Below are 25,597 nucleotides of genomic sequence, written 5' to 3' on the forward strand. Positions count from 1 at the left end.
TGAGGTCCTAGTGGAAACTGCGCAGGCAGGCATTTTGCCCCCTTCATATTTGCTCCTGTCCATGTAGCGCCCCAGCCGCCTTGCGCCACAGCTCACCATGCGAATCCTCGGCATCGACCCTGGCCTGCGCACCACCGGCTTCGGCGTGCTGGATGCAGCCGGCGGCCCGCTCGCCTACGTGGCCAGCGGCGTCATCCAGACCGCAGACGCGCCCCAGGGCAGCCTGCCCGCGCGGCTCAAGCTCCTGTATGACGGCATAGGCGAAATCTGCCGCCGCTACGCCCCAGACGTGGCCGTGGTCGAAATCGTCTTCGTCAACGTCAATCCCCAGGCCACCTTGCTGCTCGGCCAGGCGCGCGGCGCCTGCGTGACGGCGCTGGTCGCGCAAAACCTGCCCGTCACCGAATACACCGCCCTGCAAATGAAGCAAACCGTGGCAGGCCACGGCCGCGCGGCCAAAGCGCAAGTGCAGGAAATGGTGCGCCGCCTGCTCGCCCTGCCCGCCGCCCCCCGGCAAGACGCCGCCGACGCGCTCGGCATGGCCATCACCCACGCCCACGTCAGCCACTCCCTTGCCCGCCTGCAAGCCGCCAGCGGCCAGACGCGCCGCGCCGGCAGCATGTACCGCCAGCGCTGAGGGCCTGTTGGCTATCTGGCCATGAGGAGCAAAAGCGCGCAGTTCGGGCTGGGCAACAAGGCGCAAACCGCAAACGGGTCTTGCGGCCCAATGGCTGCCCAGCGAGGATTTGCAACGCTCAAGAGCGCGCGAATCGGCGTTTTTCGCGCCTGCAAACCGTTTGAAGATCGCAAACAAGCCCTGACAAACGTGCCGCCTGCCCAAAAATGTGAAACATTTCAGCGCCAAGGCCTCTGTCGCAGCCGAATGCGATTAGCAGACGCACTCGCACGCATTAATACGCATACGCGCACCGTAACAGCCTGCCCCGCTTTCGTTTTCAAACTTTCCTTTTGCTGAGGCCCTTCATGAATGTGACCATTTCACCCCAGCCGCTGCAACCACTGCCGCCACCGCCGCCGTCACCTGCCGCTCCCAGCGCCTCGCCCGCCCCGGCAGCGCCCCGGCGCGAGCCGCACGGCCATGAGCAGCCGCCTCATTCAGGCCCCTCGCCTGCGCTGCCGCCTTACCTTACCGTGTCTGACGTACCGCTCACACCCGGCGCCACGCTGACGGACCTGGCCGCCCAGCCCATCGCGCACAAGCCTGCGGTTCATCTGTCTGCCTCGCCCATCGCCACGGTTGCCGGGCCAGCTCCCGGGCCTGTTTCCGGGCTGATCTTCAATCACAAGGCTCCCGTGCAAGTGCCGATGGATCTAGAGCCTATTGCCTACAAGCCTTCGCCCCCCATCATCGGCGGCGAGCAGCTGGCGCCCGTTTCGCCCGTCGGCGCTTGCGGCGCAGTTTCCGGCTCGGCGCCCACGGCTTCCCCCATTGAAATCGCCACAATGGAAATGCTGCTGGCCGATCCCGCCGCGCAGGAAATGGCGGCGCGCTTTGGCGGCCAGCTGCAGCCCATGAGGACGGACAACGACGTCAGCCGCAGCATCGTGCAGCGCTACGGCCCTGATCTGGCTGCGCGGCTGGATCAATACGCCAGAGCGCAAAAAGAGGTGGATGCGCAGTTTCTCAGGGCAATGACTGATCAGGCGCGATCAGGTGCGCTTGTGCCTGATCCCCGCGAGCAGGCACGCCTGGGCTTTTGGCGCTCCCCATCGGGTCGTCTGGGCGACAGCGGATTTGAGTTCAACCCCGTGGCCTTCGCCCGGTTTTACGCGGCAGGCGATTCGCCTGAACGCAGAGCTTTTGCCCACCTGTATGGCGCTGATCCCTTGCGGCTAGTCCCAGGTTCAGACGACGGCCCGTTCCCGCAGGACACATGGATGCTGGGCCGCAGGCGGCTGCAAACGTCCAACTCGGACAGGCCTTCGACCACGCCCTGCGTGCCAACTGTCTTTACGGCTGGCCGCGAGATCTCCGTCAATCCGCACGCCCCTGCACGCCTCAATGATTCCCAGGCGGTCTGGTTCGACCCCATGCACGGCTGGACGACGGAGGCCGGCAATCTCAAGGGCGACTGGTTCGACCGCTTTGGCGCCGTTCTTTTTTCCACTGCTTTCACGGCCATCACATTCGGCGCAGGCCCGCTGGCTGCAATGACGCAAGCGGCGGCCAATGGATCGGTAGGCGCAGCCATCGGCGCAGGCGCGGCAGGAGCGGCCATTGGCAACGCCACGATGCAGCTGGCCAATAACGGCCGCATCAACTTCCGTCAGCTTTTGCAGTCGGCCCTGGCTGGCGGCGTGACGGGCGGCATCACAGCCCTGCCCGGCATTCGTCTGCCCGCCGAGTCCACTTTTGCCCAGCGGCTGCTCAGTCACACAGGCCGGGCAAGCTTGCAGGGCGCGCTGCAAGAAGTCATGGGCGGGCGCTTCCGGGACGGCCTGACCAGCGGACTGGTGTCTGGCCTGGCGCAGGAGATGACGGTTTACATGGACCGGCACATTGCAACAGCCCAGACGACACCGCCGCCCTACGCCATTTCACGCGCTGAAGCCAACGCCTTGAGACTGCTCACGCGCGCCACCGCCAGCGCGATGCGCGCCGTGGCCTCAGGCAACGCAGCGGCGGGCATGGCCAGCGATTTTCTTGGCTCATTTCTGGGCGAGGTCATGCAGCGCGGCGATGCAGGCCATGCCGCAGGAGCGCGAACATCAGGCGGCACGCAAGGCGCTGAAACGCAAAGGCGGCGTCCAGCGCAAGCCGCGCAGCCGCAGCAGACAAGGCCAGCCGCGCAATCTGTCACCGTGGCCGCAGGCGACACGCTGGAGAGCCTGGCGCGGCAGCTCTACGGCAGCCGCTGGAGGGCGGGCCTGCCGGTGCTGATGGCCGATAACCAAATCACCACCAACGCCTGGGGCAGCCCGCTGATCCGCCCCGGGCAAAGCCTGCAAGCCAGGCCTCTGGATGGCCTGCGCGCCAGCCAGATCGAGCAACTCTCGCGCCTGGGCGGACAAGTCATAGGCCGCAACGCGCGCGGGCTGAACTTGAGAGAGCAGATCGAGCGCATCCGCGCGCAAGCGCCTGCTGCGCCCATGCGGCCCTCAAAGCCAGCGCTGCCAGAGCGGGCCAGGCCGCAGGATTTGGCTCCGACCGTGGAAAACGCCAGAAGGCTGGAGCTGCCGCAAGCTGCGCGGCCTGAAGCCCAGCATGGCAGCCCGGCCCCTTCAACCGCGCAGCAGCCTGCCGAACCCAGCTGGGGCCAGCGCCTGAACCGCAACATGCGGCAGTGGGGCGAGGGCGTCATAGACCGGCTGGATGAGGCGGCCGTAGCCGATGGCGGCGGCCTTGTGACAGCACTTGCCGCCTTGGCGCGCACACCGGCAAGGTCATTCACCAGCTTCATGCAAGGCACGGCAGGCACGGTTTCGCTGCTTGATGGCCGTGTGCGCGGAGAAATCTCTGATGGCCTGAGCCAGGTGATGAGCGACCCGGGCCTGATTGGGCGGGCGGCCAGCGATTACTGGCGCAGCCGCACGCTCGCTGACATGGCGGCAGACCTTTATGCCAATGGAGCGGCCGGTGCCATGATGGGCGGGGCTGGAGCCGCAGCGCTTGGGCGGCTAAATCGCCTGCCTGGGATGGGTAGGGATGTGGGGGAAATTGGCCAGGCGGCCATGCGTATTGCGGACAGCATTGCGAGGCCATCCCCACAAATCACATTGCGTATTTCATCCAGCCCAACGCGAGGAAACCCTTTAGCCATTATTAGAGGCTATGGCGAACTGAATCGAAGACAATCGGCAGTCTTGGAACAATTGCCTGAATTCGGCTCACGCGCCATTGTGGGAAATAACTTCGGCCAGCGAGATTTGGTGGCGCTCACTGCAGCTACGGGAGATGAATTTGCCATGTTCTCTGTCGGCGGGCGCAGGCTGATTATTCGCGGCAATAACACTTCCGTGCCCGTTACTCCAGAAATGGGACGTGAATTGGCTCGCCAAGGGTGGCGTTGGTCTTCACATACCCATCCTGGAGAAACACCTCATGTATTGCGCTCGTCAAGTGGTGATAGGGCTGTACTGTTTGCTATGGAAGGCCGTCGCAGCGTTATATTTAACTCGATCGGGCAACGCATCATGTTCAATCACAATGGAGATCTTTATACAGGATGGACATCATGGTAGGTGAAAATATCCTCTCTCTGGATGAAATGCAGGAAATAGCACGATTGGCAACGCGCAAGGCGTTGAAAGGGTATTCTCGTCCAAATTTATCATTTGAGAATCTGGTGCTTGGTATTTATCATGACAAAGAATGTGGCAGATTTGAATTATATATAGCGGGGGAGCAACCGGAAGACGCTATTGTAATCAGTGAGGCAACAGTTAACAGAAAGACGGGCGAGGTTTCAGTTAAGGTTTTTCTTCCCAAGAAACCGGAAGCGGGTAACCCGCCCGCATGAATGACTGGCCATCCGCTAGGCCAATGCAGCCGCTGCGCATGCGCCAGCGCTGCATATGAGTTCTTTATGGCGACTATGGCAAATAAATCATTGCGTCAAGCTCGAAGTTCTTGTTCCATTAATTGGGTAGCATTTGCGGGCTTGGCTGCCGGATGATTAAAGGCCACTCAGCTGGCCCGGCTCAACCGTTTGTTTGAGCGGATAAGTCATAGGCCGCAACGCGCGCGGGCTGAACTTGAGAGAGCAGATCGAGCGCATCCGCGCGCAAGCGCCTGCTGCGCCTGCAACGCCCATGCGGCCCTCAAAGCCAGCGCTGCCAGAGTGGGCCAGGCCACAGGATTGGGCGCCGACCGTGGAAAACGCCAGAAGGCTGGGGCTACCGCAAGCTGCGCGGCCTGAAACAAGCCACAGCCCTTCCGCTGAAAGGCCGCAAGCTCCGCTGCCGCCTGTTGAGAACCTCTATGCCCCCGCGCATGGTTTCTATCAGGAGCGCATGCGCATGGCCACGCAAGGCATGATGGATCCGGATGCCAGCTGGATGGACAGGGCGGTTTACGCTGCCCTGGGCTTGGGCGTCACGCCCTTGGCAATGGTCGAGGCGCTAGGCACAGAGGCCTACAACAGCCTCAACAATGCCGGCTTGGCGGGCCAGTACTGGGCGCGCGGCGAAATGGCGGCAAATGCCAGTGACGCCAACGTGGCCCGGCTGCAAGCGGCGCTGCATGGCGCAGCTGCAATGAATGGACTGCTGGGGCCTGCGGCTTTGACGCGGCCAGTAATCAGGTTGCCTGCTGAAGAAAATGCGCTGACCAGAGGACAGGGTGCAGGCAGGCAACAAATATCTTCTGCAGAAGCTCTCCAGCCCAGACCTCCTCGCACTCGATCAAGCATTCCTACTGAATCTTCAGTTAGCCGAACCGAACTCAATCATCGGGTGGATGATGGTCTTCAATATATTGAATATCAAGATGGAGTTGGGTGGAAGTGGCCTGAAAACTTGGGATTTATTGGAAAACCTCGTGAACTGGTACTGGAAAGGGGCGTCTTGCTTGACCGAGTAGGTGAACCGGTTGGGAGTTTTCTGGCTCCCGCAGGAACAGCGTTTGATGCCAGGGCATTGGCTCCCAGAGCAGGAGCGTCCAATGTTTATGTATATGAAGTCATCAAGCCCTTGCCGGTGCTGGAAGGTGAAATTGCGCCTGCATTTGGGCAACCTGGCGGAGGCGTTCAAATACTCCCGAATGTTGGAACGCGAGTCAATGTACAGTGGTTGCTTGACAACGATTATATTGCTAGAGTAGAAAAGAGATGAATATTAATCAAATCAGACAACAAATAAAAGCATATGGCGCCATGATAGATGCGCCGCCGCAGATGTTAACAGTATTCGATCAACCGCAAGGCGATGGAACGCCGTTTGTTGTAGTTGACGAAGGTGGCTATAGATATATTTTCGAGGAGAGGGGCATGATCTTTGAGGAGCGAAAGACGAAAGACGGGGAACAATTACTTTACTGGATAATGGAAATTATTATATCCAATATGGCTTATAGTTACGAATTGGAGCACAGAGATCCGCAACGTGATCCACGAAGAATAGCCTTTGCCAAGGAGCTGGAATTGTTTGGGATAATAAACAAATCCTGGCGTCAATTAAAGAAAAGCAAACTGGATGAAATCCTGAAAAATAATCCGTTTGATGATGAAGTCATGAAGCGCAGATTGATGCGATAAACAAGAAGATCAATATATTCGAATGGCTCTTGTGTTTGGCCAGATCAGCCATTGATCCAGTGTGCACGGACTGAAGCCCGGCCCCTTCAACCGCGAAGCAGCCAGCTGAACCCAGCTGGGGCCAGCGCCTGAACCGCAACATGCGGCAGTGGGGAGAGGGTGTCATAGACCGGCTGGATGAGGCTGCCGTAGCCGATGACGGCGGCCTTGTGACAGCACTGGCTGCCTTGGCGCGCGCCCCGGCGCGGTCATTCACCAGCTTCATGCAAGGCACGGCAGGCACGGTTTCGCTGCTTGATGGCCGTGTGCGCGGAGAAATCTCTGATGGCCTGAGCCAGGTGATGAGCGACCCGGGCCTGATTGGGCGGGCGGCCAGCGATTACTGGCGCAGCCGCACGCTCACAGACATGGCAGCGGACCTTTATGCCAATGGAGCGGCCGGTGCCATGATGGGCGGAGCGGGAGCCGCAGCGCTTGGGCGGCTTAATCGCTTGCCTGGGATGGGTAGGGATGTGGGGGCGGATGTAGTGGCGCTGTATCGTGGCATCCGCAACCCCTTCAGACAGGAAAGAACATCACCGGGGAATATTGGAAATGACATTCCCATATCTGGCGGGCATGGCCCGAGAAGTTCTGCATATGGCGACCCGGAACGTATGGTTCATGGAGTCGCAAGCGGCAGGGAGTTTGACCCGACGCAAGCAGGCGGACCTGTGCGCAATCTGTCCACCGAAGGCGTTCGCATTACAAATCGAGGAATTGATGTCATGGAAAGACATGTCTCAAGATTTCAACCAGATGAAGCCAACAACTTCATGATCGAACGGCTCAGAAGGATTGCTCAAGGCTCACTGGAACCAACGGAGTGGGACTTGAATTACTACACGCATGAATTGAGGGAATATGTCAGATATAGGCGTTTGGGTTGGGAATCAGGCGTTCCAGAAGATCCAATGGAAAGGCATATATTATGGAATCACACTCATACAGCCACGCTGGAAGACTACAGATTGAATGACAATATGCTTTACCATCCGGAGGTGATACATGCTAAAGCCTGGTGAAATATTACTAATCAAATTGATTTGTGATAATGCTGGAAAATTTAATTTTTATACCCTTGACAGGGCAGCGCGAAGGAATGGGTGGCTCGATCTAAATGATGGATATTTGCTTGGCGTATTTTATTCTCTAGTTGATAGGGGATATGTCCTTGCAAATAAAGCAGAGGGCCAAATAGAACCCCACTATTGGATAACAGATGCGGGCGCTCGCGCACTGCAAGAAGCTACAGAAAGAAAACCATAATTTTTATTAGTGCAATTGAATTGCATCAAACGCCGACACTGAAGATGAATTTGTCATGTTCTCTGTCGGCGGACGCAGGCTGATTATTCGCGGCAATCACACTTCTGTGCCCGTTACTCCAGAAATGGGACGTGAATTGGCTCGCCAAGGGTGGCGTTGGTCTTCACATACCCATCCTGGAGAAACACCTCATGTATTGTGCTCGTCAAGTGGTGATAGGAGTGTCTTGGGAGCTATGGGGCATCAGAGATTTGGCTACGAAACTCTGGATCGCCCAAGGAGTCGAATATTAAATAGCAGGGGAGATGCAATAATATTCACTCCTGGCGGAGATAGTTTGCAAGGATGGAAGCCATGACAAAAAAGATACGTAAATTAGATGTAAAAAAAATGGAGCCCATTGCTAAAGAGGCTACGCGTAATGCGTTAAAGAATTATATTTGGCCTTCGGGCAGAGACGATGATCTTACTCTTGGCATTCGCCTTGAAGATGAATATGGCATTTTTGAGTTGTATTTCTCTGGCGAGCGCCCTGAAGATGCAATAGTATTAACCGAGGCGCGTGTAAACCGGATTACAGGCGAAGTTTCAGTCAAGGTTTTTCTTCCGAAGAAACCGGAAGCGGGTAACCCGCCCGCATGAATGACTGGCCATCCGCTAGACCAATGCAGCCGCTGCGCATGCGCCAGTGCTGGATATGAGTTTTCCATGGCGACTATGGCAAATAAATCATTCTGTCAGCGGCATGGCTTTGAGGTGAAGCCCCAGGCGCTGGATTGTGGAGAGAGCTTTTGCCTGGCTGAGCCAATCGAGAAGATTGAGCAAGGGCTACGAGGTCAGCGTGACTTCAGCTGAAGCGTTCGTCAGGATCGCTTGCATTTGGTGCATGGCCGGGCTTTTGGGATCACTTTGAAGATAGGCTCTCAGGCTTTTAAAAAGATGGACTATGGCCGCCCACAGCGAATCAAACAGGCGCGCAGGCAAGCGCATGAATGAACGCATTGGCAGATGTTCTGGCGGGCGCTTTCATGGGCGTTTTTACAGGCGTTTTCGAGAACGTTCTTGCGGGCGCGGGCCAGCCCCCCGCGCTGAAAGCGCCGCATGAAGCCCCAGACCGCAGGCGCGGGGCTGCTGGCGTGGCTGGCGGCCTGGGTGGCAGGCACAGCCTGTCAGGTGCTGGCTGCCTTGCCTGTGCCGCCGCAGTGCAGCGGTGCGGCCTTGGCGCTGGCCGTGGCGGCGGCTTTGGCATCCGGGTTGTTGCGCCGCTTGCGGCATGGCCGCTGGCTGCCAGCGTTTGAGCCGCTGGCGCTGGCCCTGCTGGTTTTTTCCGGCGCGGCGGCGGGCTGGGGTTCGGCGGGCGCGCACATGGCCGCCCGCATGGCGCAGACGCTGCCAGCCGCAGCGCAAACGGGCGATGTGCGGCTGACGGGCATCGTTGCCGCCATGCCGCAGCGCGGCCCCACGGGTCTGCGCTTTGTGCTGGAGGCTGAAAGCGCCGCCACATGGCCCGGCAACACGCCCCTGCACGTTCCCCGGCTGCTACAACTGGCCTGGTTCGTGCCGCCGGGCAGCGCCGCACCTGCACTGCGGGCGGGTGAGCGCTGGCAGCTCACGGCGCGCCTGCGCCCGCCGTATGGCGAGGCCAACCCGAATGGCTTTGATGCAGAGCTTTGGCTGTGGCAGCAAGGCATACGCGCCACCGGCCCGGTGAAAGACGCCGCCAGCGCCCGGCGGCTGGCGGGCACGCTTGCGCATCCCGTTGAACAGCTGCGCCAGTCGCTGCGCGACCGCCTGCTGGCGCGGCTGGCAGGGCAGGGCGGGGATGCAGCGGATTCCGGCAGGCCAGCCCATGCGCCGGAAGCAGCGGCGGAGGAAGAAGCAGATGAAGAACTGGCGGATGAAGGCCGCGCCCCTGAGCGCCCGTCTGACCGCCAGTTTGACCGCCCGTCTGACAGCGCCCCTGACCGCGCCTTTCTCGCGGGCATCGTCGCCGCGCTGGCCGTGGGCGACCAGAACGCCATCAGCCAGGACGGCTGGGACGTGTTCCGCGCCACGGGCGTGGCGCACCTGATGAGCATCTCCGGCCTGCACATCACCCTGTTTGCCTGGTTGGCGGCTGCCGCAGTGGGCGGACTGTGGCGCGCCAGCGCGCGGCTGGGCTGGCGCGCGTGCCTTGTTGTCAGCGCCCCGGCGGCGGCGCTGACCGGCGGCGTGGCGCTGGCGGCAGGCTACGCGCTGCTCAGCGGCTGGGGCGTGCCCGCGCAGCGCACCGTGCTGATGCTGGCCGCCGTGGCGCTGCTGCGGCTGACGGGCTTGCGCTGGCCCTGGCAAGCCACCTGGCTGGCCGCTTGCGCTGCCGTGCTGGCGCTGCAGCCGTGGGCGCTGCTGCAACCGGGCTTTTGGCTCAGCTTCGTGGCCGTGGGCATGCTGTTTGCCAGCGACGGGCCGGCGGGCGGCTTTGCCTCCGGGGCGGATGAAGCGCCCGGCCCGTGGCGCCGCGCGCGGCGCTTTTTGCGCGAGCAGGCGCGCATCACGCTGGCGCTCACGCCGCTGGGGCTGGTGCTGTTCGGGCAGGCCTCCGCCGTGGCGCTGGCGGCCAATCTGCTGGCCATTCCGTGGGTCACCTTCATCGTCACGCCTCTGGCGCTGGGCGGCATGGTGTGCCCGCCGCTGTGGCACGCGGCGAGCTGGGCGCTGGGGCCGCTGATGGCCTGGCTTCAGTGGCTGGCCGGCTGGCCCTGGGCCAGTCTCACCCTGCCCGCCGCCCCCGCCTGGATGGGGCTGGCCGCCGTGGCAGGCGGCCTGCTGCTGGCCCTGCGCTGGCCGTGGAGCTGGCGCATGGCGGGTCTGCCGCTGCTGCTGCCCCTGCTGCTGTGGCAGCCGCCGCGCCCCGCGCCCGGCCACTTTGACCTGCTGGCCGCCGACGTCGGGCAGGGCGGCGGCGCGCTCATCCGCACCGCGCGCCATGCGCTGCTGTATGACACCGGCCCGCGCTACAGCAGCGCCAGCGACGCGGGCCGCCGCATCCTCGCGCCCCTGCTGCAATCCCTGGGCGAGCAGCCAAACGGCATCCTCATCAGCCACCGCGACAGCGACCACGCCGGCGGCGCAAAGGCCCTGCTGGCCGCCGCCCCGCGCGCCTGGCTCATGGCCTCGTTTGACAACGCCGCCCTCACCGGCGCACGCCGCGCCCTGCGCTGCCAGGCTGGCCAAAGCTGGACGTGGGACGGCGTGCAATTTGCCGTGCTGCACCCCCTGCCTGCCGACTACGCCCGCGCCCGCCAGCAGCCTGATGGCGCGGGCGGCAACGCCCTGAGCTGCGTGCTGCGCGTGACGGCCCGCAATGGCCGCGCTGCCCTGCTTACCGGCGACATTGCCGCCGTGCAAGAGCTGGATTTGGCCGCCCGCGCCCGCCAGGGCGCCGCCGCCCGCTTGCGCGCCGACCTGCTGCTCATGCCCCACCACGGCAGCCGCCACTCATCCACCGACGCCTTTTTGCAAGCCGTGCGCCCCGCGCACGCCATCGCCCAGGCTGGCTGGCGCAACCGCTTCGGCCACCCCGCCCCGCAAACACTGGCGCGCTATGCCCGCCACGGCATCGCCGCCACCTCCACCGCCTACTGCGGCGCAGCCCTCTGGCAAAGCTGGCAGCCCGCGCAACTGCAATGCGAACGCCAGCGCGAAAAATGGCAATGGCCCTGGCGCACGCGGCCTGAAAAAGAAGATGAAGCCTTGCAAACCCTGAAAGCAGGCGCTGGGAAAACGCCTGACGGGCGACAGACCCAATGAAGCAGGCTGCGCTCATCACCCCTGCCATCTGAAACGCTCCAAAAAGAAGAGCGAATTCAGACCCCGAGAAACGCCGGTAGCGCACGGTTCTCTAGGACCTATTGCTATCAATCAAATAGCAAAAAGGTAAAATAGGCCGCGAGCCGCCCTAGCCAGACAAGACGATGGAAAATGCCCTGTGCGCCCATGCTGATTTTTGGATTCAACGCTTGAAAGGGTTGAAATGATGGAAAAACGCAAAATGATGGCTGCTTCGTTGCTGCCGGCAATCATGATTGTTCTTGTTGGATATCTGTCTTTTCGCCTTCATGAGGCAAATGAATATCTCAGGGACAGGATTTATTATTCCTCCGTAAGATTGAATGATTATTTGATGTTGATGCGCGCCATGAAGAAGGAACATCCACCGGAACGGGATTATGTAAAAAGATTCAATATCATGCTGAACGCAGAATTGTCTTTTGTGGAACATGATTGGGCCTGGTTTTTTGATGGCGATGATGACGGAAAAAGATTTGCCCAATGGATTTGCAGCTCGGCAGATGGATTTTTGAAGGCGGATGGAAATTTTCTGGAGTCCAGGGCGCTGGATTCATTGCAAGCCATGCGCTCGAAAATGAAATGTGAGGCAAAAACGGAGGTTTGATATGTTCGCACTCAGGAACCTGACGCTGGTCTATTTTTTTTGCTTTTTTGTTTGCATACTGCTGAATTTCATTACTGACGGGGCTTTCATGACGACAAGGACGGGGGCGCTGTTGTTTCAGACACTGAGTTACTCGTTTATTTGTGTGGGCTTTCTCTGCACTTTTATTTTCATTCGTTTCAAGTGTCCGCATTGCGGAAAGAGAGCCTTGGAAACAGAAGGCGAATACCTCTTCCATCTCTTTGGGAGAAGACGCAATTATTTTGCATTCCGGTGCGTGAATTGCGGCGCGCCGCTTGGAGCCAGTTCAAAGTCTGGCGGCAAAAAGTAAATCGCGGATGGGCTTTGCGGCCCGATGGCGGCTTGGGCGCGCCAGAGCGGCAGCATTCCGTCAATTTGCTACTGATTCAATAGCATCTAAGCCCGTCAAACCGTGCGATGGGGTGTTTTTGTGGCCTTTTATTTGCTCCTGAAAACGGAGCAAAGCGCGCCTGGTCCGGGCTGGCGCAGGCCAAAAAAACGCCTGACGCAACAACGTCAGGCGCATGGCAGTCATGCCGCGCGGCGGATGCCCGCCGCCGCGTTCAGTGTTTGCCGCCGTGGCTTTCGCCGTGCTTCTCGCCATGCTTTTCGCCGTGATGGCCTTTGCCGCCGCATGCCTTGTGGGGGCCGTGCTCGGGGCCGTGGCCGTGGCCGCGCGCGGTTTGCTGGTCAAAAACCTTTTGCTGTTCGGCGCTGAGCTGGCCGTAGAACTGTTTGATGGCCTGGTTGCGGGCGGCCATGCGGTTTTGGCGTTCGGTTTGCATGGCTTGCATGCGGTCGAGGCGCTCGGGTGTGGTCAGGCGCTCGAACGCGTGGCGGTCAGCGCCGGACTCCGGCGGGCGGGCGGCTGCATGGCGCTGACAAACTGGTTCCACGCGCCTTCTTGCGCGCTGGTGATTTGCAAACGCTGCTTGAGATCGGCCATGCGTTTGGCGTGGCGTTCTGCACGGCGTTCGGCGCGGCGGTCTGCTTCGCGCGGGTTTGCGCGTTGTTCGCTGGCCTGGGCCGAGGCTTCGCCCGATGCGGGCATGGGTGTTTGGGCCGTGGCGGCGGCTGCGGCAGCGGCCATCAGGGCAACGGCCAGCCAGGATTTGCTGCGTTGGAGCATGGTGCGTTTCCTTTCGTCAGAAGGTTTCATGAAGAAGATGAAATGCCGCCGCCGGTTTTTGCAGTGCGGCATGCCTGCCAGTGTGTCGGGCGCATGTTTCGCGCAGCGCGCGGGATTGAAGTTTTTTAAATGCCGCCGTTTGCGCAGCCATGAAAAAGCCCGGCGCGGGCCGGGCTGGTATTCTTTGACGACCTGTGCGCCTTGCAAAGAGTCTTGTGTGATTACTCAAGAGAAAATGACTTTTTTAAGTGCTGGTTACACTTTAAGGCTTTCAATGAGTCACGACTACGATGATAACCCAAGCCCCAACGATGGGCATATTCATCAGCTAGCAGATATCACAAGAAAGATGCCAATTTGTATGGAGGCAATTTCTATAAATTACTTCGGGTGCCGCTGAAATTGAAAATGAATGGAGTGCATGAGTACCTGCTGGCAGTTCAAATAGATTTAATTAAGTTAAATCTTGTGGACTGGCGGTCTATTTATTCAAACAGTGTTGAATATAAAAAATTTAAAGAGAGGTTTTTGAAACATTTCTCTGAATTCACCTTAAATGTTGGCCGGGATGATCTGCTGGATCTTATGTTGGAAAATGGTGCAAGAGTTAATGTAAAAAAGAAGAGGATCAGTTGATATTTCTTGCTCTTTTCCCTATAGGAAAACTGGATTTTCTTCGGTTCGCATGTGGAGGCCAATCATAGCCGCTGGGGCTAATGTGAACATCTTTTGTTCTACTGGATTGAATCTGTTAATGATGGCTATAAATAATGACGCTTTTGTGCATGCTGTAATTTTGTTGAATGCCGGCGCAGATCAGTGGATTCGATCTGAGGCATTGAATTCAAATGCAATAAAATTTGTGCTATCACAAAAAAGAATAGTTTTATTAAAATAATGAGGAGCTTTATTGGTTCTCAAGAATTGTAATTTTGTTATGCCTCATTAAACATTAATCAATTGTCATGTCTGTTTAAATAATATTGGAGAGTGCTGTGATAATTGCCAGAAATAATGAATTTGATGTATTCATTAAAGATGTGACTACTTATCCGGATTGGATTGGAGTAGATGTTTCCGATAAATTGGCTTGCAATAGTTATGGAGACACTTTGTTGCATGTGGCTGCGTGTCAGAATAGGGTTGATATGATTAAAGAGCTATTGAATCATGGAGTTCCTATTAATAAAAAAGGAGAGCATGGGTATACAGCTTTGCATGAGGCGGTAGAACAAGGAAGCTATTTGTCTGCGCTGTATTTGATAAAAATGGGAGCTGATCTATCTATATTGAATGATTTTGGACAGAAACCTTTAGAGCTTCTTGTCATAAAATGATAAGCGCTGGGCCTGATGGCCGAAACCGACGAGAAGGGGCAAATGACCAAGGCCTACGGCTTCAACCCGGTAGCGGCCCAGCAGGGCCTGTGGAGCACTGATCCGGTGTGGCAAGTCGAAACGCCAGGCGGCAGCCTGACGGACCCAAAGGCGCGCTATGACTGGCTGCACACGGACCATTTGGGAACGCCCATATTGGCGACGACGAAAGAGGGGCAAACCAGCTGGAAGGCCATCGCAGAGAGCTTTGGCGCAACGCAAATCAGTATGGTTTGGCGGAGAGATGGGTGTTACGGCTTATGCACTTTTTGGGGCTTGATATAGTTTTGGGTCCCTTTTGAATGTGAACACGGAGGAGGCATGTCCTTATGTCCGAACCTGTTTGCGGGTTGGGCAAGGGCTCCAATTGACGGCAGGACTTAAAGGCGTTGCTGTTTTATGCGGAGGACCTCATTGCGGTAAAAATTTATCCGGGTTCAGCTGCTCCTTATTAGGGAAGTTACTTTTCTGGGGAGCATTTCAGGATCAATATCGCGCGCCGACGGAAAAGGGGTTTGTGGCGCTGGAAGCGGAGTGGGATACGACGGAAAGTCAGTCGGATTAGGGGCATCCACTGCTATTGAGAGATGTTATATGCACGTGACATCTTATGCTTGCAAGAACACGCCTTGTGAATGCAAGGATTTGAAATCATACGATTGTCCTAAGTAATGAAAAAAGATTCTGATTATTCTTTGATGGGGGTGATTGGTTTTTCCATGCTGATTGCGGCTCTTGCGCTGACTCCATTCAATGGAAGTATCGGCTTGTTTGTCAAGAGATTTCTGGTGATTTTTGGCTCTTTGTTATGTGCCATGTCAACCCTGTTGAGGTTTATGAAATTCAGGTCGCTTATTTTTGAGGCGCAAGGTCAGATGCTAAGTCAAATATGGATTGACTACAGAATAAGATCCCTGCTCATTTTGCAAATTATTTTCGCGTTGATTGCTTTGTTTGTTCTGGATGTAAGTATATTCTTCAGGATATGGATGGGGGGACTTTTCGGATCATTGGTTTGGCTTGTCTTGTTTTACCTGTTTAAATGCATGAAAAGGCAGGAATGAGGGCTCTGGCTCTAGATTGGATGCTGGGTTAATGTTTGGTATAGGAGCAAGTGCGGAAATATCAGTAAAAGAAAAATTATCCGATAGATGCAAAAATAATTTTTTACGGTTGATGCTTGCTGCTGTCATGGGCGCGTGAATCATGCTGATGGTTTGCGATGGCAGATAAATAACCTGAAAGAAGCCAGATACCACTACATGGTCGCAGATCGTCCGAGAACGCCCGTGTTGGCGCAAATAAAGCAGGCGAGACAACGCGGAAAGCGAACTACGAGGCTTTCGGCAAAGCCAGAATTCACCTGGCCTCGACGGCGCAAATTAACCTGAGGCTGCTGGACCAATACTTTGATGCGGAAACGGGTCTGCATCAGAACTGGAACCGGGACTATGCGCCAGGCATTGGCATGTATATACTGGCGGATCCCATTGGACTGGTGGGAGGATTGAATGTTTACCAGTATACATATAACGACCCTCTTAAATATATTGATCCGTCGGGAGAAATTCCAGTTGTGCCAATCATCTGGGGGGTATTTGCGGTGCGTAGCGCGATGCATGGCGCGCGCAACGGCGTGGGATGCCTTGACAGGAGAGATTGACTGCTGGCCTGACACGCTGCAAGACAATGTCAAGGGATACGCAATGAGTTGCGCTAATCCGTTGAATTGGTTTAAATTAACATCAGTCAAGAATGCAAGACGGCAAATTAGTAAATGGTATTCGACTAGGAAGAGAGCAAAAGAAGCTGCAAGAAGAAAAGGAATAGGATCTAATAATCGGCCAGATGAGCCAAATGCTTATGGCAAAGACAAGTATTTTCATGACAAAATCATGAAAATAAGAATAAACAAAATATACATTATAGATGGGGTAGAAAAAATGAAGCGAGCAGACCAATACACTGAGGAAGCATTGAAAGCAATAGCCAGAATCGCCATCATTGATAGTCGTAGAAATAGATTTATTGAGTTTGCTTCGACATCAAAAGGAATAGAAAAGTGGTTAAAGGATCTGGATCATTTTGAAAATTATATCAATATGCGTAAAGCTATCAGTTTTCAAGATAGCAGGCAGGTTTTTGGTTTTGTAAAAAATAACTTTTGCGCAGATGATTCTGGATTCGCTATTTCCACGCAAAGCGAATATAGAAGAGGAGTGTTTGGGAGAATGGATAACATAATTTCCGATTTGCTTGGATCGGGAAATGGATCCTTCTTACTGATAAATAAAAAACAGCAGTTTTGTTTATACTTGGGTGAAGATGTAAGGTCAAATTTTATTTGGATGACGAGAATATAGAATTACTTCACCTTAAGACGAAATCAACCTGAGGCTGCGGGACCAATACTTTAATGCGGAAACGGGGCTGCACCAGAACTGGAACCGGGACTATGCGCCGGGCATTGGCAGGTATGTGCAGGCGGATCCGATTGGACTGGCGGGGGGCATAAACGTCTATGAGTATGCCTATGGGAATCCTGGAGCTTATATAGATCCAAATGGAGAATTTGCTCTTGTGGGTGCTGTGGTGGGAAGAGCATTAAATTTTGGTTGGCAACTTTGGCAGAATGGTGGCCGCATTGAGTGCATCAATTTTTGGGAAGTTGGCGTGTCAGCGTTATCAATGTTTGGTTTTGGAATTATTGGGAGAGGAGGATTGGCTGGGATTGCTGGATTTTTTATAAACACAGAAAAATTCAGAAAATACAGTAAGGCCTATTGGAAAATTCGCGGTGGGGCAAAAAATATGAGCTTAGATCATTGGATGATTTCTCAGGCTGCCGCACGCAATGTGAAAGTTTCAGCAAAAATTGTCAATGGAGGATGGAATTTATTGGAGATGCCAAAAACATGGAACAGATGGTTAGGATTTGCGCCAAATTGGAAAAACCGGCCGTTACAAAGAAAATTGGCAATTGCAGCTCGGGTTGGTATTCAGATAGGCATTCCTGGAATAGCAATTACGTCTGGCGTTGCAGGGTATAAAGCAGGTCTTAATGCACAGGAAGAAAAATGCGGATGCTAATAATATGACTGCTGTGTGTATAAAATGTGGAAACTTCAAAAATAAGGCTATCATACCATGTAGTTTTTGCGGTTTCAGTCCAGAAAGTGACGAAGAAAAAGCAAAGTCCATCATGCTTTCGACCGACTATGAAATTAATAATGAATACAAAGGCAAATCTATATATGAGCTGCAAGTTATTTCCAATGATCTGAAAAAGGGAAAAGAGTTTTCCTTCGATGACAAGGAAGTAAAGCGCTTGATAAGATATGCTCGATATATTGATTCAATTTCATGGCGCAAATTGCTGGTGGATCTAATTTGCTGGTTGTTTGTGCCTATTTGTGTATTATTATTAGTTTTTTGTTTTGCTTAGATGGAATACTGTCCGCAGTATTCAATCGTACTCGCTTAATGTTCAAGCGTGCTTCATAAAAGGTAAAACTACTAAGATTAGGGTATTGAAGCTAATTTCCCGTGGCAAATAAAATAAATAATTGATGATCCGAATGCATTATTGTGAATGCTTTTCGATCACATGAGTGATTTGGCATTCTTGTTAATTTTGTTGCGCATACAATATTGCCTACTGATTGAGGAGCGCATTTGAAGACGTTAAGGGGTGGATAGTATGGGAAACTGAGATTTTATGACTGATTTTGATATCCGATTATATAATAACCTGAAGCGCCAGAGGAGAACATTTAAGCCAAGATATTGGCGCTGAACAAGGCGGGCGAGACGACGTGGAAAGCCAGATATGAAGCCTTTGGCAAGGCGCGGATAGACCATGCTTCGACGGCGCAAATCAACCTGAGACTGCCGGGGCAGTACTTTGATGCGGAAACGGGGCTGCACCAGAACTGGAACCGGGACTATGCGCCGGGCATTGGCAGGTATGTGCAGGCGGATCCCATTGGACTGGCGGGAGGATTGAATCTATTTTTGTATGTAGCAAATAACCCTGTTAATAGAATTGATCCAATGGGACTTTTTGATGTGACTGATCCGGCAGATTGGCCTCAGTTACCAATGGGCGTGGCGGAATGCATTGAATCGAGAAGATGGGATTGGGGCGAGTTATGGAAAGATGAAGGAGAGTCATATTCGATAACTGGAAAAGTAATCACAACTCTTGAATTCGCGAATAGTGCAGGCAATATCATGGCAGGAAAAACTACCCATCGTTCTGGAATAGCCGGTATTGAGCCGCATGCTACAACGTGGCAACATAAAGTATGGTCAGTCATTGGGAAAGAATATCAAATGACGATGACGGGGCGCTCTTTTGGCTCCGTGCAGGCTGAATAGAGTAACAGAGGAAGAATTTACGGGAGAATTGCACTATTACCCAGCATATGGGTAAGGATACTGGGATATTGGTTCGATAATTTATTGCTCATGCATGAATAAGTAGCAAAAATGAAGTTGTTCATATTTTTATCGGTAGCTGTATTTTTTATTACGGCATGCATATATGGGGACAGGCGCGCGCGAGAGAAGGTTAAACAACGTTTTTTGGGCAGAAGGTCTATTGATTTGGATGTTTTATGCGGTTGTTTTTGCCAGAAGGATGAATTCAATAAAGGCAGGATCAAAGAAATGCTTGAATTTGTTGCCGCTGAATTATTTATTGATCCAGGAGTATTGCGTCCGGAAGACAGGCTCGATTTTGAGTTGGCCCCACCGGATTTTGATTGTGAAAAAGATTTCTGGAGAGGAATATTAAAAAACTTCAACAGATCCAGAAAAGAACATATTGAATACACGAAAATTATTACGCTTGATGATTATGTGTGTGCACTAATAAGGCTTCTGGAAGGGGCATGCAAGTAAAATCATATGAACGGCGGCGTCTGCACAAGGTAAGGTAGTCCATAAAGCTAAGATTGAATAATCGAAATCATCTGTACGTTCCGCATCGATCTGCTATTTGAAAGCATATCGATTTATCCACAGGTACACGCATCACTCAAAAAACGACGCCTGCCAACGCCTGGCACAACTGCGAATGACAGACACAAAACCATAGGATGCAAGCGGTGGATAATTGCGCCTGGTATTGGTATTGTTATGGTTATGAGAGGCGGTTTCATTTGAGGGATTTGAATGCAATTGATGAAATAGGTCGGAATTGGAGGTAATCATGAAATTGACAAGAGATGATATATATACAATCTGCATCAAGAGATTGGCGCAGATATTTGGTTTGGATGTTTCTCAGATTGATTTGGAGATGAATTGGGATTGCGAGTTGTTCAATGTCAAGCGATCATTCTGGGAGATTAATCCATTTGAAGAACTTAATGATGATATTGAAGATGCCGCCAATGAATTGATTTTCAGCAAGATTAAGAATAACCAACTGAAGATTAGAACAGTAAGGGATCTTTGCGAATATATGGTGGACAGGTATGAAGATGATCCAGACCTGTTTGTAAAAAATATGTTCCCGCCATTTGATAAGGCATGGCTGGAAGATCGTAAATAAACTGCCTGTCTTATGGTTCTGAAAAAAGAAAGAGTCAGATGGCAATGTGCTTGAATGGGCTTGGCAAGAAAAAATTCACTCTTAAAGCATCCGCGCTCCAAGGAACATTTCCGTAAAAGAGTCAAAGGAGAGAGCAGGGTCAATGAAAAACCGAATGCGAGCTTTCAGAGTCCCATGCCAGCCATTCAGGGCCAAATAGATCAGCGCTTCTCTCGGCCGCGCCAGCCAGGCCGAAGGCCATTGCCACTTTCTTGTCTGGCCAATCCACGCCGCCTTATGCAGTCCGTCCAAGAGGGGGTGTCTTTCTGTAGTCGTCTATTTGCTCCTCATTCAATAGCATGACGTCCTAGTGGAACGTGCGCGAAGGCCGTTTTCAGCCCCTTCAAATTTGCTCCTGACTTTGATGCGGCAACGCCTCATCCCGCCACAGCCAGCCTCTGCCCGTCACGAATACCCAATGGAGCCCCTCATGCCCTGCAAGGTTTTAGTCGCGCCAGCCAAAGTTTTGCCCCCACTATCAGCGTCCGTACTGACCTTGGCCCCTGTCCTTGTTGCTGTTGCCGGTGCAAGCGCAGCAAAGCGGCAGGCGGCACGTTTGTCAGGGCTTGTTTGCGATCTTCAAACGGTTTGCAGGCGCGAAAAACGCCGATTCGCGCGCTCTTGAGCGTTGCAAATCCTCGCCGGGCAGCCATTGGAGCCGCAAGACCCGTTTGCGATTTGCGCCTTGTTGCCCAGTCCGAACTGCGCGCTTTTGCTCCTCATGGCCAGAGAGCCAACAGGCCCTCAGCGCTGGCGGTACATGCTGCCGGCGCGGCGCGTTTGGCCTACAGGAGCTTGAGCCGCGCGGGCAGGCTGCCCTGGGGCGCGTCTGCGGTCTGGATGACGCCGCTGGCCACGTAGGCGAGCGGGCCGCCGGCTGCATCCAGCACGCCGAAGCCGGTGGTGCGCAGGCCGGGGTCGATGCCGAGGATTCGCATGGTGAACTGTGGCGCAAGGCGGCTGGGGCGCTACATGGACAGGAGCAAATATGAAAGGGGCAAAATGCCTGCCTGCGCAGTTCCCACTAGGACCTCATGCTATGGTTAGAGGAGCAAAATAGCCCGTCTGCCCAGTCAGCCCACGAGCAGGTCCGTCAGTTCCTTGGCCTCAATATTGCCAAAATAATGCTTCACGTCGATTTCTGAGAAGGCTTTTTCAATGGCGTCGCGGCGATAGGCAATGCCGGTGAGGCGTTTTTCCACGTCGGCAATGTCGCCCAGGCCGAAAAAGTCGCCAAAAATGCGAATGGACTGAATCACGCCGCGTTCGACGTTAAAGCGGAAATCCACCGCGCCGATGGGAAACTTGAAATACCGCTCGCTGGAAAAGGCGGGCGAGCGGCCATAATTCCAGTCCCAGTTGCCAAAGCGTTCGGCGCGAATCTGGCGCACTTTTTCCCAGTCTTTTTCTTCAAGCCTGTATTCGGGTACCTGCGCGCGGTTTTTCACGCCGAAGATATTGAGCAGCAGGCTGTCGCGAAACTCGCGCGTGCTCATGTCCTTGTATTCGTTGGCCACATAGGGCTTGATGTTGGTGACGCGGCTGCGAATGGATTTGATGCCCTTGGATTCGATTTTGTCGGCGCGGGGCTTGAGCGCCTGTGTCACGGCGTCCAGATCGGCGTCAAACAAAATGGTGCCGTGGGCCGTGAGGCGTCCGTTGCGCACGTACATGGCGTTGCCGGAGAATTTCTTGCCGTCAATGAGCAAATCATTGCGCCCTTGCAGGGCTGCGCCGGTGGCGCCCATTTTGTGCAGGCATTCGATGACGGGCCGGGTAAAGGCCGAAAAATTGCGCGCCATGCCATTTTCATCTTGAATGAAGCAGAATGAGAAATTGCCCAGGTCGTGATAAACCGCGCCACCGCCCGACATGCGGCGCACCACGTGAATGCCATTTTCTTCCACATAGCGCTGATTGACTTCTTCCACCGTGTTCTGGTTGCGGCCGATGATGATGGAAGGTTCGTTGATGTAGAAGAGCAGCATTGGCTCGTCGGCAAGCCGGTTTTCAACGAGATAGGTTTCCAGCGCAATATTGATGCTGGGGTCGGTGATTTCCTGGTTATCGACGAATAACATGGGCGCGCTCCGTGCGTTGAAAATGAAAAAAAGCCGCCCGCCGCCTGTTTCTGCGGTTTCAGGCGGCGGGCGGTTTGATTTTATGACCCGGCAAGAACCATGAAGAGAAAATGCCGGTTTTTTTGCATCAGAAGAAATACTTGAGCGTGACGTTGAAGTTGCGCGGCATGCCGGGCGAGACCACGCCGGTGCGTACCGCGCCTGCGTAGTAGCTGCGGTTAAACAGGTTTTTCACGCCTGCGGTGAGCCGCCAGTTCGTGTGGGTGTAGCTCACGGAGGCGTCCACCACTGTGTAGGCGGGCAGGTAGAACGCGCTGTTGCCATGCTGTTTGCCGACGTAGCGCACGCCTGCGCCCAGGGTGAGAGCGGGCATTTGCGGCAGCCGCCAGTTGCTCCACACGGTGAGGGCGTGGCGCGGGGTGTAGTTGAGCGGCTGGCCGATTTCGCGGGCGTTGGTGCTCTGAGTGACTTCGGTCTTGGTGTAGGCGTAGGCGCCGGTGAATTTGAGGCCGTTTTTCAGCTCGGCTGCGGCTTCCAGCTCCAACCCGCGGGCGCGCTGCTCGCCCACCAGTACCTTGTAGCCGTCATTGACGGGGTCGGCGGCGGCGATGTTGCGCTTGCGCAGGTCAAACACGGCGGCGCTGGCTGTCCAGCCGTCCCTGGCGTATTTGGTTCCCGCTTCCCACTGCGTGCCGGTTTCGGGCTTGAAGGCGTTGCCGTGATAGTCCTGCCCCATTTGCGGCAGGAAAGACTGGCTGTAGCTGGCGTACACCGACCAGCCGGGCGTGAATTCATAGACGATGCCGGCCATGCCGGTCACGTCGCTGTCATGCTGGGTGGCGCTGGTGTTCTTGACGTGGTCATCTTGCCGCTGGCGCGATTTTTCGTAGCGCAGGCCCGCCAGCGCCGTCCAGCCTTGACCGAACTTGATCTGGTCTTGCATGTAAATGGCGGCGGTGCGCAGTCTGGTGGGTGCGTCGCTGTCCCACTTGTCAGGGCAGGTGTAGGGCTGGTAGTAAACGGGGGCGTACAGGTCGATGGGGCGCACGGTGCAGCGGTGCTGGGCGCGGCTGCTGGTGCCTTGGCGCATGTCCAACCCGGCCACCACTTGGTGCTTCATGCCGGCGCCCTCAAAGGGCATGAGCATGGAGGTGTCGAGCGCGATCTGGTGATCGTCCATTTGCTGGTGGGTGCCACGGCGCGTTTGCGTGCGCTGGTCGGCGCGCAGCGTTTGCAGGGAGATGAAGCGCCCCGTGCCGCTTTCTTTCTCGTAGCGCAGGTTCTGGCGCAGGGTGAAATCATTGGCAAAGCGGTGCTGGAGGTTGTAGCCCAGGGTGTACTGGGCCAGGTCATAACTGCCAAAGCCGGGGTCGCCCGTGAAGAGCGAGTGGCGCAGCGGACCGTTGCGGTTGGGCAGCACGGTGCCCTCGGGCGGCAGGCCCTGCTGGCGAATCCAGTTGCCCGAGTTGTAGGTGGCAAACAGCACGAAGTCGGTATTTGCTCCAAAGTCCAGCGAAAGCGAAGGGGCGAACCAGCGGTCGCGCCGCCACACATGGTCCGTCGGGTCTTTCTTGTTGCCCGCCAGGGCGTTGATGCGCAGGGCCGTCTTGCCTGACGCGGACAGGGGCCGGTTGATATCGAACGCCGCCACGCGGTTGCCAAAGCTGCCCGCTTCCAGGTGAACCTCGCCCAGCGCGTCACGCTTGGGCCGCTTGCTGATGGCATTGACCATGCCGCCCGGCTGCACGCGCCCATACAGCAGGCTGGAAGCGCCCTTGAGCACTTCAAAGCGCTCGTAGCCGTAGGACTGCAAGCGCAGGCCGATGGAGCTGTTGCCGCTTTGCGCCAGCCCGTCGATGATGGTGGACTCGCCGGAATCAAAGCCGCGAATGAACAAATCGTCAAAGCCCCGGCGGCCATAGTTCACGGGGCTGACGCCCGCCACAGTCTCCAGCGCCTCCTGCAAATTGCCCGTCTGGCGTGATTCCATCTCTTCGCGCGTGACCACGCTGATGGACATGGGCGTTTCCACCATGCGCATGGGCATCTTGCCCGCTGTCTCCGTCTCTTTTGGGGCGAAGCCGATGTCTTTTTCGGAAGTGGCGTAGATGCGCACCTCTTGCAAATCAATGGCCTCGTCATCTGCGGCGCTTTGCGCCAGCGCACAAGGCGCAGCGCAGGCCAGGGCGGCCGCCAGGGCCAGGGGCTTGAAGGAAGCTTGCATGAAGAAAAATGAGTCAGAAAGTAGTTTCGGAAAGCGCGGTTTGCGCAAAAGCGGTTTTTTCTGCCGCCTTTCACGCCGCCAAGAGCCGCGCGCTGGCCGCATGTATTCAGGAATGCTCTTCGTCAAAAATGTTTCAGGCTGAAAACGCGGGTGCGGGATGATACTGAAATCTATTCTTTTTCGCATGACCCGCCTTGCGAAGGCGTTTTCTTGCGATCGCCCCGTTTGCCTTGCAGACCCAAACAGCGGCAAAAGGCCCCAAGCCTGCTCTAACCCTGGCCCAGTCAAGCGCGCAGGGTTTGGCGCCAGCTTCAGAGTCTGTCCTCAAACTCCAAATAAAAGAGTCAAAGGGCGCAGGCGCTACATGGCCTCAGACACGATGGGGTTGCTGCTGGCCGTGGTGGTGCATTCGGCTGGCATTCAGGACAGAGTGGGTGCCAGAGCTTTGCCAGTGAGGCTGTTCTTGCGCTTTGAGTGGCTGAAGCCCCTTTTCGTGGATGGCGGCTGCACGGGCACGCTGATTGGATGGGCGCTGAGCATGTTTGGCTGGAACATGCAGGTGATCAAGCGCTGCCAGCAGCGCATCTTCAAGGTGCTTCCCAGGCGCTGGATTGTGGAAAGAACCTTCGCCTGGCTGAGCCAAGCGAGAAGGCTCTCCAAGGACTACGAGGACGGCGTGGTCTCGGCTGAAGCCTTCGTCAAGATCGCTTGCATCTGGCGAACAGGTGCCTAGAAAGCACTTGATGGTATTAAAAACAGGAGCGGATTTGAGAGGCTGAAAACGGCGTTTGCGCACGTTTTACTAGGACATCATGCTATGAATACAGGAGCTGATCAGGGGCGTTTTCTATTTCTCTCTTTGCCGCTTTTGACGCACAGGCGCTGTCTGGATACGGCGTGCGGCCTAAGCCTTGCTCCGTTCGCGGTAGCGAAAAAAGCGGTATCAGGCAGCCGGCGACCCATTCCGCGTTCGCGGCTTCTTTGAACAGGCTCTCAAAAGAGTGCATTCGGTGGACTTGAAGCCTGGTTGCTGCTGCGCGTGCGAAAGAGACGCAGACACCGCGATGAATCAAGGCGCAAAAAGAAGCAAAAAGAGCCTTCGCCCTTCCACGCCCGCGCCACTGGCCGCGCTCTGGCGCGGCCAGCGTTTTGCCGCCCTCCTAAAATCGCCCGCCATTTCACGGCGCAAGCAGCTCCGCCTGGCAGGCA

General features: G+C 55.5%; 27 protein-coding genes and 2 pseudogenes. 24 read left to right on the top strand and 5 right to left on the bottom strand.

What is annotated here, in order from left to right; translation table 11 throughout:
• Positions 1–97 precede the first annotated feature (97 nt).
• The 10 genes and pseudogenes from ruvC to ADJ79_RS12565 all read left to right on the top strand — a co-directional run bounded on the left by ruvC (position 98) and on the right by ADJ79_RS12565 (position 11,958).
• A complete protein-coding gene (ruvC, locus tag ADJ79_RS12535) occupies positions 98–637 on the top strand; it encodes a crossover junction endodeoxyribonuclease RuvC (RefSeq protein WP_050716250.1) in 540 nt (179 codons plus the stop codon).
• A 347-nt stretch (positions 638–984) separates the two neighbouring features.
• Positions 985–4,203: a LysM peptidoglycan-binding domain-containing protein gene (locus ADJ79_RS12540; protein ID WP_050716251.1), complete on the top strand. Its 3,219-nt coding sequence runs from the start codon at positions 985–987 to the stop codon at positions 4,201–4,203.
• A complete protein-coding gene (locus ADJ79_RS13450; protein WP_216597130.1) occupies positions 4,188–4,481 on the top strand; it encodes a hypothetical protein in 294 nt (97 codons plus the stop codon). The genes ADJ79_RS12540 and ADJ79_RS13450 overlap by 16 nt, the downstream gene beginning before the upstream one ends.
• A gap of 352 nt (positions 4,482–4,833) precedes the next feature.
• Complete coding sequence (locus ADJ79_RS13455) at positions 4,834–5,793, top strand: TNT domain-containing protein (protein ID WP_172674083.1); 960 nt, start codon at positions 4,834–4,836, stop codon at positions 5,791–5,793.
• Positions 5,790–6,215, top strand: a complete 426-nt coding sequence (locus ADJ79_RS12550; RefSeq protein ID WP_050716253.1) for an Imm63 family immunity protein — start codon at positions 5,790–5,792, stop codon at positions 6,213–6,215. Before ADJ79_RS13455 ends, ADJ79_RS12550 begins: the two co-directional genes overlap by 4 nt.
• Positions 6,216–6,355: 140 nt before the next feature.
• Entirely contained in the window at positions 6,356–7,279 is a 924-nt protein-coding gene (locus tag ADJ79_RS15300; RefSeq protein ID WP_216597131.1) for a hypothetical protein, read from the top strand.
• A gap of 598 nt (positions 7,280–7,877) precedes the next feature.
• Positions 7,878–8,165: a hypothetical protein gene (locus ADJ79_RS13465; RefSeq protein WP_216597132.1), complete on the top strand. Its 288-nt coding sequence runs from the start codon at positions 7,878–7,880 to the stop codon at positions 8,163–8,165.
• 121 nt (positions 8,166–8,286) lie between these two features.
• A pseudogene (locus tag ADJ79_RS13470) lies at positions 8,287–8,436 on the top strand (IS5/IS1182 family transposase); the annotation flags it as partial.
• Positions 8,437–8,624: 188 nt separating this feature from the next.
• Positions 8,625–11,312 (top strand): DNA internalization-related competence protein ComEC/Rec2, encoded by a 2,688-nt coding sequence (locus tag ADJ79_RS12560; RefSeq protein ID WP_050716255.1) that lies wholly within the window; start codon positions 8,625–8,627, stop codon positions 11,310–11,312.
• A 226-nt stretch (positions 11,313–11,538) separates the two neighbouring features.
• Positions 11,539–11,958 carry a hypothetical protein gene (locus ADJ79_RS12565; RefSeq protein WP_172674085.1) on the top strand — a complete coding sequence of 140 codons (420 nt, stop codon included), beginning with the start codon at positions 11,539–11,541 and terminating at the stop codon, positions 11,956–11,958.
• A 584-nt stretch (positions 11,959–12,542) separates the two neighbouring features.
• Here the strand turns inward: ADJ79_RS12565 and ADJ79_RS15075 are convergent.
• Both ADJ79_RS15075 and ADJ79_RS15080 read right to left on the bottom strand, forming a co-directional pair.
• Entirely contained in the window at positions 12,543–12,875 is a 333-nt protein-coding gene (locus ADJ79_RS15075; RefSeq protein WP_172674086.1) for a Spy/CpxP family protein refolding chaperone, read from the bottom strand.
• Complete coding sequence (locus tag ADJ79_RS15080) at positions 12,797–13,108, bottom strand: Spy/CpxP family protein refolding chaperone (RefSeq protein WP_172674087.1); 312 nt, start codon at positions 13,106–13,108, stop codon at positions 12,797–12,799. The genes ADJ79_RS15075 and ADJ79_RS15080 overlap by 79 nt, the downstream gene beginning before the upstream one ends.
• A 28-nt stretch (positions 13,109–13,136) precedes the next feature.
• Here ADJ79_RS15080 and ADJ79_RS14810 point away from each other — a divergent pair, with 28 nt between their 5' ends.
• From ADJ79_RS14810 to ADJ79_RS12590, 12 genes are all read left to right on the top strand, one after another.
• The gene (locus ADJ79_RS14810; protein WP_156304242.1) at positions 13,137–13,508 is read left to right on the top strand and encodes a hypothetical protein; all 372 of its coding nucleotides are present in this window, start codon (positions 13,137–13,139) and stop codon (positions 13,506–13,508) included.
• An 8-nt stretch (positions 13,509–13,516) separates the two neighbouring features.
• On the top strand, positions 13,517–13,744 hold the full coding sequence (locus ADJ79_RS14815; protein ID WP_156304243.1) for a hypothetical protein: 228 nt from the start codon (positions 13,517–13,519) through the stop codon (positions 13,742–13,744).
• Between the two features lie 359 nt (positions 13,745–14,103).
• Positions 14,104–14,445, top strand: a complete 342-nt coding sequence (locus ADJ79_RS13480; RefSeq protein ID WP_172674088.1) for an ankyrin repeat domain-containing protein — start codon at positions 14,104–14,106, stop codon at positions 14,443–14,445.
• Positions 14,446–14,460: 15 nt separating this feature from the next.
• Positions 14,461–14,769 (top strand): RHS domain-containing protein, encoded by a 309-nt coding sequence (locus tag ADJ79_RS12580; RefSeq protein WP_050716259.1) that lies wholly within the window; start codon positions 14,461–14,463, stop codon positions 14,767–14,769.
• A 386-nt stretch (positions 14,770–15,155) separates the two neighbouring features.
• Positions 15,156–15,548 carry a hypothetical protein gene (locus ADJ79_RS12585; protein WP_050716260.1) on the top strand — a complete coding sequence of 131 codons (393 nt, stop codon included), beginning with the start codon at positions 15,156–15,158 and terminating at the stop codon, positions 15,546–15,548.
• Positions 15,549–15,736: 188 nt separating this feature from the next.
• Positions 15,737–16,147, top strand: a complete 411-nt coding sequence (locus ADJ79_RS13485) for an RHS repeat-associated core domain-containing protein (protein WP_082203323.1) — start codon at positions 15,737–15,739, stop codon at positions 16,145–16,147.
• Entirely contained in the window at positions 16,104–16,847 is a 744-nt protein-coding gene (locus tag ADJ79_RS14820) for a hypothetical protein (RefSeq protein WP_156304244.1), read from the top strand. Before ADJ79_RS13485 ends, ADJ79_RS14820 begins: the two co-directional genes overlap by 44 nt.
• Before the next feature lie 34 nt (positions 16,848–16,881).
• Positions 16,882–17,574: an RHS repeat-associated core domain-containing protein gene (locus tag ADJ79_RS13490; protein WP_256381535.1), complete on the top strand. Its 693-nt coding sequence runs from the start codon at positions 16,882–16,884 to the stop codon at positions 17,572–17,574.
• Between the two features lie 4 nt (positions 17,575–17,578).
• A complete protein-coding gene (locus ADJ79_RS14825; protein ID WP_172674089.1) occupies positions 17,579–17,929 on the top strand; it encodes a hypothetical protein in 351 nt (116 codons plus the stop codon).
• Positions 17,930–18,270: 341 nt separating this feature from the next.
• The gene (locus tag ADJ79_RS13495; RefSeq protein WP_253273828.1) at positions 18,271–18,864 is read left to right on the top strand and encodes an RHS repeat-associated core domain-containing protein; all 594 of its coding nucleotides are present in this window, start codon (positions 18,271–18,273) and stop codon (positions 18,862–18,864) included.
• A gap of 111 nt (positions 18,865–18,975) precedes the next feature.
• On the top strand, positions 18,976–19,389 hold the full coding sequence (locus ADJ79_RS14830; protein WP_156304246.1) for a hypothetical protein: 414 nt from the start codon (positions 18,976–18,978) through the stop codon (positions 19,387–19,389).
• 310 nt (positions 19,390–19,699) lie between these two features.
• Positions 19,700–20,044: a hypothetical protein gene (locus ADJ79_RS12590; RefSeq protein WP_156304247.1), complete on the top strand. Its 345-nt coding sequence runs from the start codon at positions 19,700–19,702 to the stop codon at positions 20,042–20,044.
• Between the two features lie 827 nt (positions 20,045–20,871).
• Here the strand turns inward: ADJ79_RS12590 and ADJ79_RS13500 are convergent.
• The 3 genes and pseudogenes from ADJ79_RS13500 to ADJ79_RS12600 form a co-directional block, all read right to left on the bottom strand.
• Positions 20,872–21,021: pseudogene (locus ADJ79_RS13500) on the bottom strand (crossover junction endodeoxyribonuclease RuvC); the annotation flags it as partial.
• 135 nt (positions 21,022–21,156) lie between these two features.
• Entirely contained in the window at positions 21,157–22,164 is a 1,008-nt protein-coding gene (locus tag ADJ79_RS12595; protein ID WP_050716262.1) for a lipoate--protein ligase, read from the bottom strand.
• Positions 22,165–22,291: 127 nt separating this feature from the next.
• Complete coding sequence (locus ADJ79_RS12600) at positions 22,292–24,388, bottom strand: TonB-dependent siderophore receptor (RefSeq protein WP_050716263.1); 2,097 nt, start codon at positions 24,386–24,388, stop codon at positions 22,292–22,294.
• Between ADJ79_RS12600 and ADJ79_RS15085 the strand changes: the two genes are divergently transcribed.
• A complete protein-coding gene (locus ADJ79_RS15085) occupies positions 24,387–24,530 on the top strand; it encodes a hypothetical protein (RefSeq protein ID WP_158241724.1) in 144 nt (47 codons plus the stop codon). The genes ADJ79_RS12600 and ADJ79_RS15085 overlap by 2 nt on opposite strands.
• A 42-nt stretch (positions 24,531–24,572) precedes the next feature.
• Positions 24,573–25,121, top strand: a complete 549-nt coding sequence (locus ADJ79_RS13505) for a transposase (RefSeq protein ID WP_172674090.1) — start codon at positions 24,573–24,575, stop codon at positions 25,119–25,121.
• The last annotated feature ends 476 nt before the right edge of the window (positions 25,122–25,597 follow it).

Source organism: Ottowia sp. oral taxon 894 (assembly GCF_001262075.1).
Lineage (GTDB): Bacteria > Pseudomonadota > Gammaproteobacteria > Burkholderiales > Burkholderiaceae_C > Ottowia > Ottowia massiliensis.

Bases quoted from the DNA above. Each gene is read 5' to 3' on its own strand.
- ruvC (WP_050716250.1), top strand. From the start codon at position 98: ATGCGAATCCTCGGCATCGACCCTGGCCTGCGCACCACCGGCTTCGGC.
- ADJ79_RS12540 (WP_050716251.1), top strand. From the start codon at position 985: ATGAATGTGACCATTTCACCCCAGCCGCTGCAACCACTGCCGCCACCG.
- ADJ79_RS13450 (WP_216597130.1), top strand. From the start codon at position 4,188: ATGGACATCATGGTAGGTGAAAATATCCTCTCTCTGGATGAAATGCAG.
- ADJ79_RS12550 (WP_050716253.1), top strand. From the start codon at position 5,790: ATGAATATTAATCAAATCAGACAACAAATAAAAGCATATGGCGCCATG.
- ADJ79_RS15300 (WP_216597131.1), top strand. From the start codon at position 6,356: ATGCGGCAGTGGGGAGAGGGTGTCATAGACCGGCTGGATGAGGCTGCC.
- ADJ79_RS13465 (WP_216597132.1), top strand. From the start codon at position 7,878: ATGACAAAAAAGATACGTAAATTAGATGTAAAAAAAATGGAGCCCATT.
- ADJ79_RS12560 (WP_050716255.1), top strand. From the start codon at position 8,625: ATGAAGCCCCAGACCGCAGGCGCGGGGCTGCTGGCGTGGCTGGCGGCC.
- ADJ79_RS12565 (WP_172674085.1), top strand. From the start codon at position 11,539: ATGGAAAAACGCAAAATGATGGCTGCTTCGTTGCTGCCGGCAATCATG.
- ADJ79_RS15080 (WP_172674087.1), bottom strand. From the start codon at position 13,108: ATGCTCCAACGCAGCAAATCCTGGCTGGCCGTTGCCCTGATGGCCGCT.
- ADJ79_RS14810 (WP_156304242.1), top strand. From the start codon at position 13,137: ATGAAGAAGATGAAATGCCGCCGCCGGTTTTTGCAGTGCGGCATGCCT.
- ADJ79_RS14815 (WP_156304243.1), top strand. From the start codon at position 13,517: ATGAATGGAGTGCATGAGTACCTGCTGGCAGTTCAAATAGATTTAATT.
- ADJ79_RS12580 (WP_050716259.1), top strand. From the start codon at position 14,461: ATGGCCGAAACCGACGAGAAGGGGCAAATGACCAAGGCCTACGGCTTC.
- ADJ79_RS12585 (WP_050716260.1), top strand. From the start codon at position 15,156: ATGAAAAAAGATTCTGATTATTCTTTGATGGGGGTGATTGGTTTTTCC.
- ADJ79_RS14820 (WP_156304244.1), top strand. From the start codon at position 16,104: ATGGCGCGCGCAACGGCGTGGGATGCCTTGACAGGAGAGATTGACTGC.
- ADJ79_RS14825 (WP_172674089.1), top strand. From the start codon at position 17,579: ATGACTGCTGTGTGTATAAAATGTGGAAACTTCAAAAATAAGGCTATC.
- ADJ79_RS14830 (WP_156304246.1), top strand. From the start codon at position 18,976: ATGAAGTTGTTCATATTTTTATCGGTAGCTGTATTTTTTATTACGGCA.
- ADJ79_RS12590 (WP_156304247.1), top strand. From the start codon at position 19,700: ATGAAATTGACAAGAGATGATATATATACAATCTGCATCAAGAGATTG.
- ADJ79_RS12595 (WP_050716262.1), bottom strand. From the start codon at position 22,164: ATGTTATTCGTCGATAACCAGGAAATCACCGACCCCAGCATCAATATT.
- ADJ79_RS15085 (WP_158241724.1), top strand. From the start codon at position 24,387: ATGAAGAAAAATGAGTCAGAAAGTAGTTTCGGAAAGCGCGGTTTGCGC.
- ADJ79_RS12600 (WP_050716263.1), bottom strand. From the start codon at position 24,388: ATGCAAGCTTCCTTCAAGCCCCTGGCCCTGGCGGCCGCCCTGGCCTGC.
- ADJ79_RS13505 (WP_172674090.1), top strand. From the start codon at position 24,573: ATGACCCGCCTTGCGAAGGCGTTTTCTTGCGATCGCCCCGTTTGCCTT.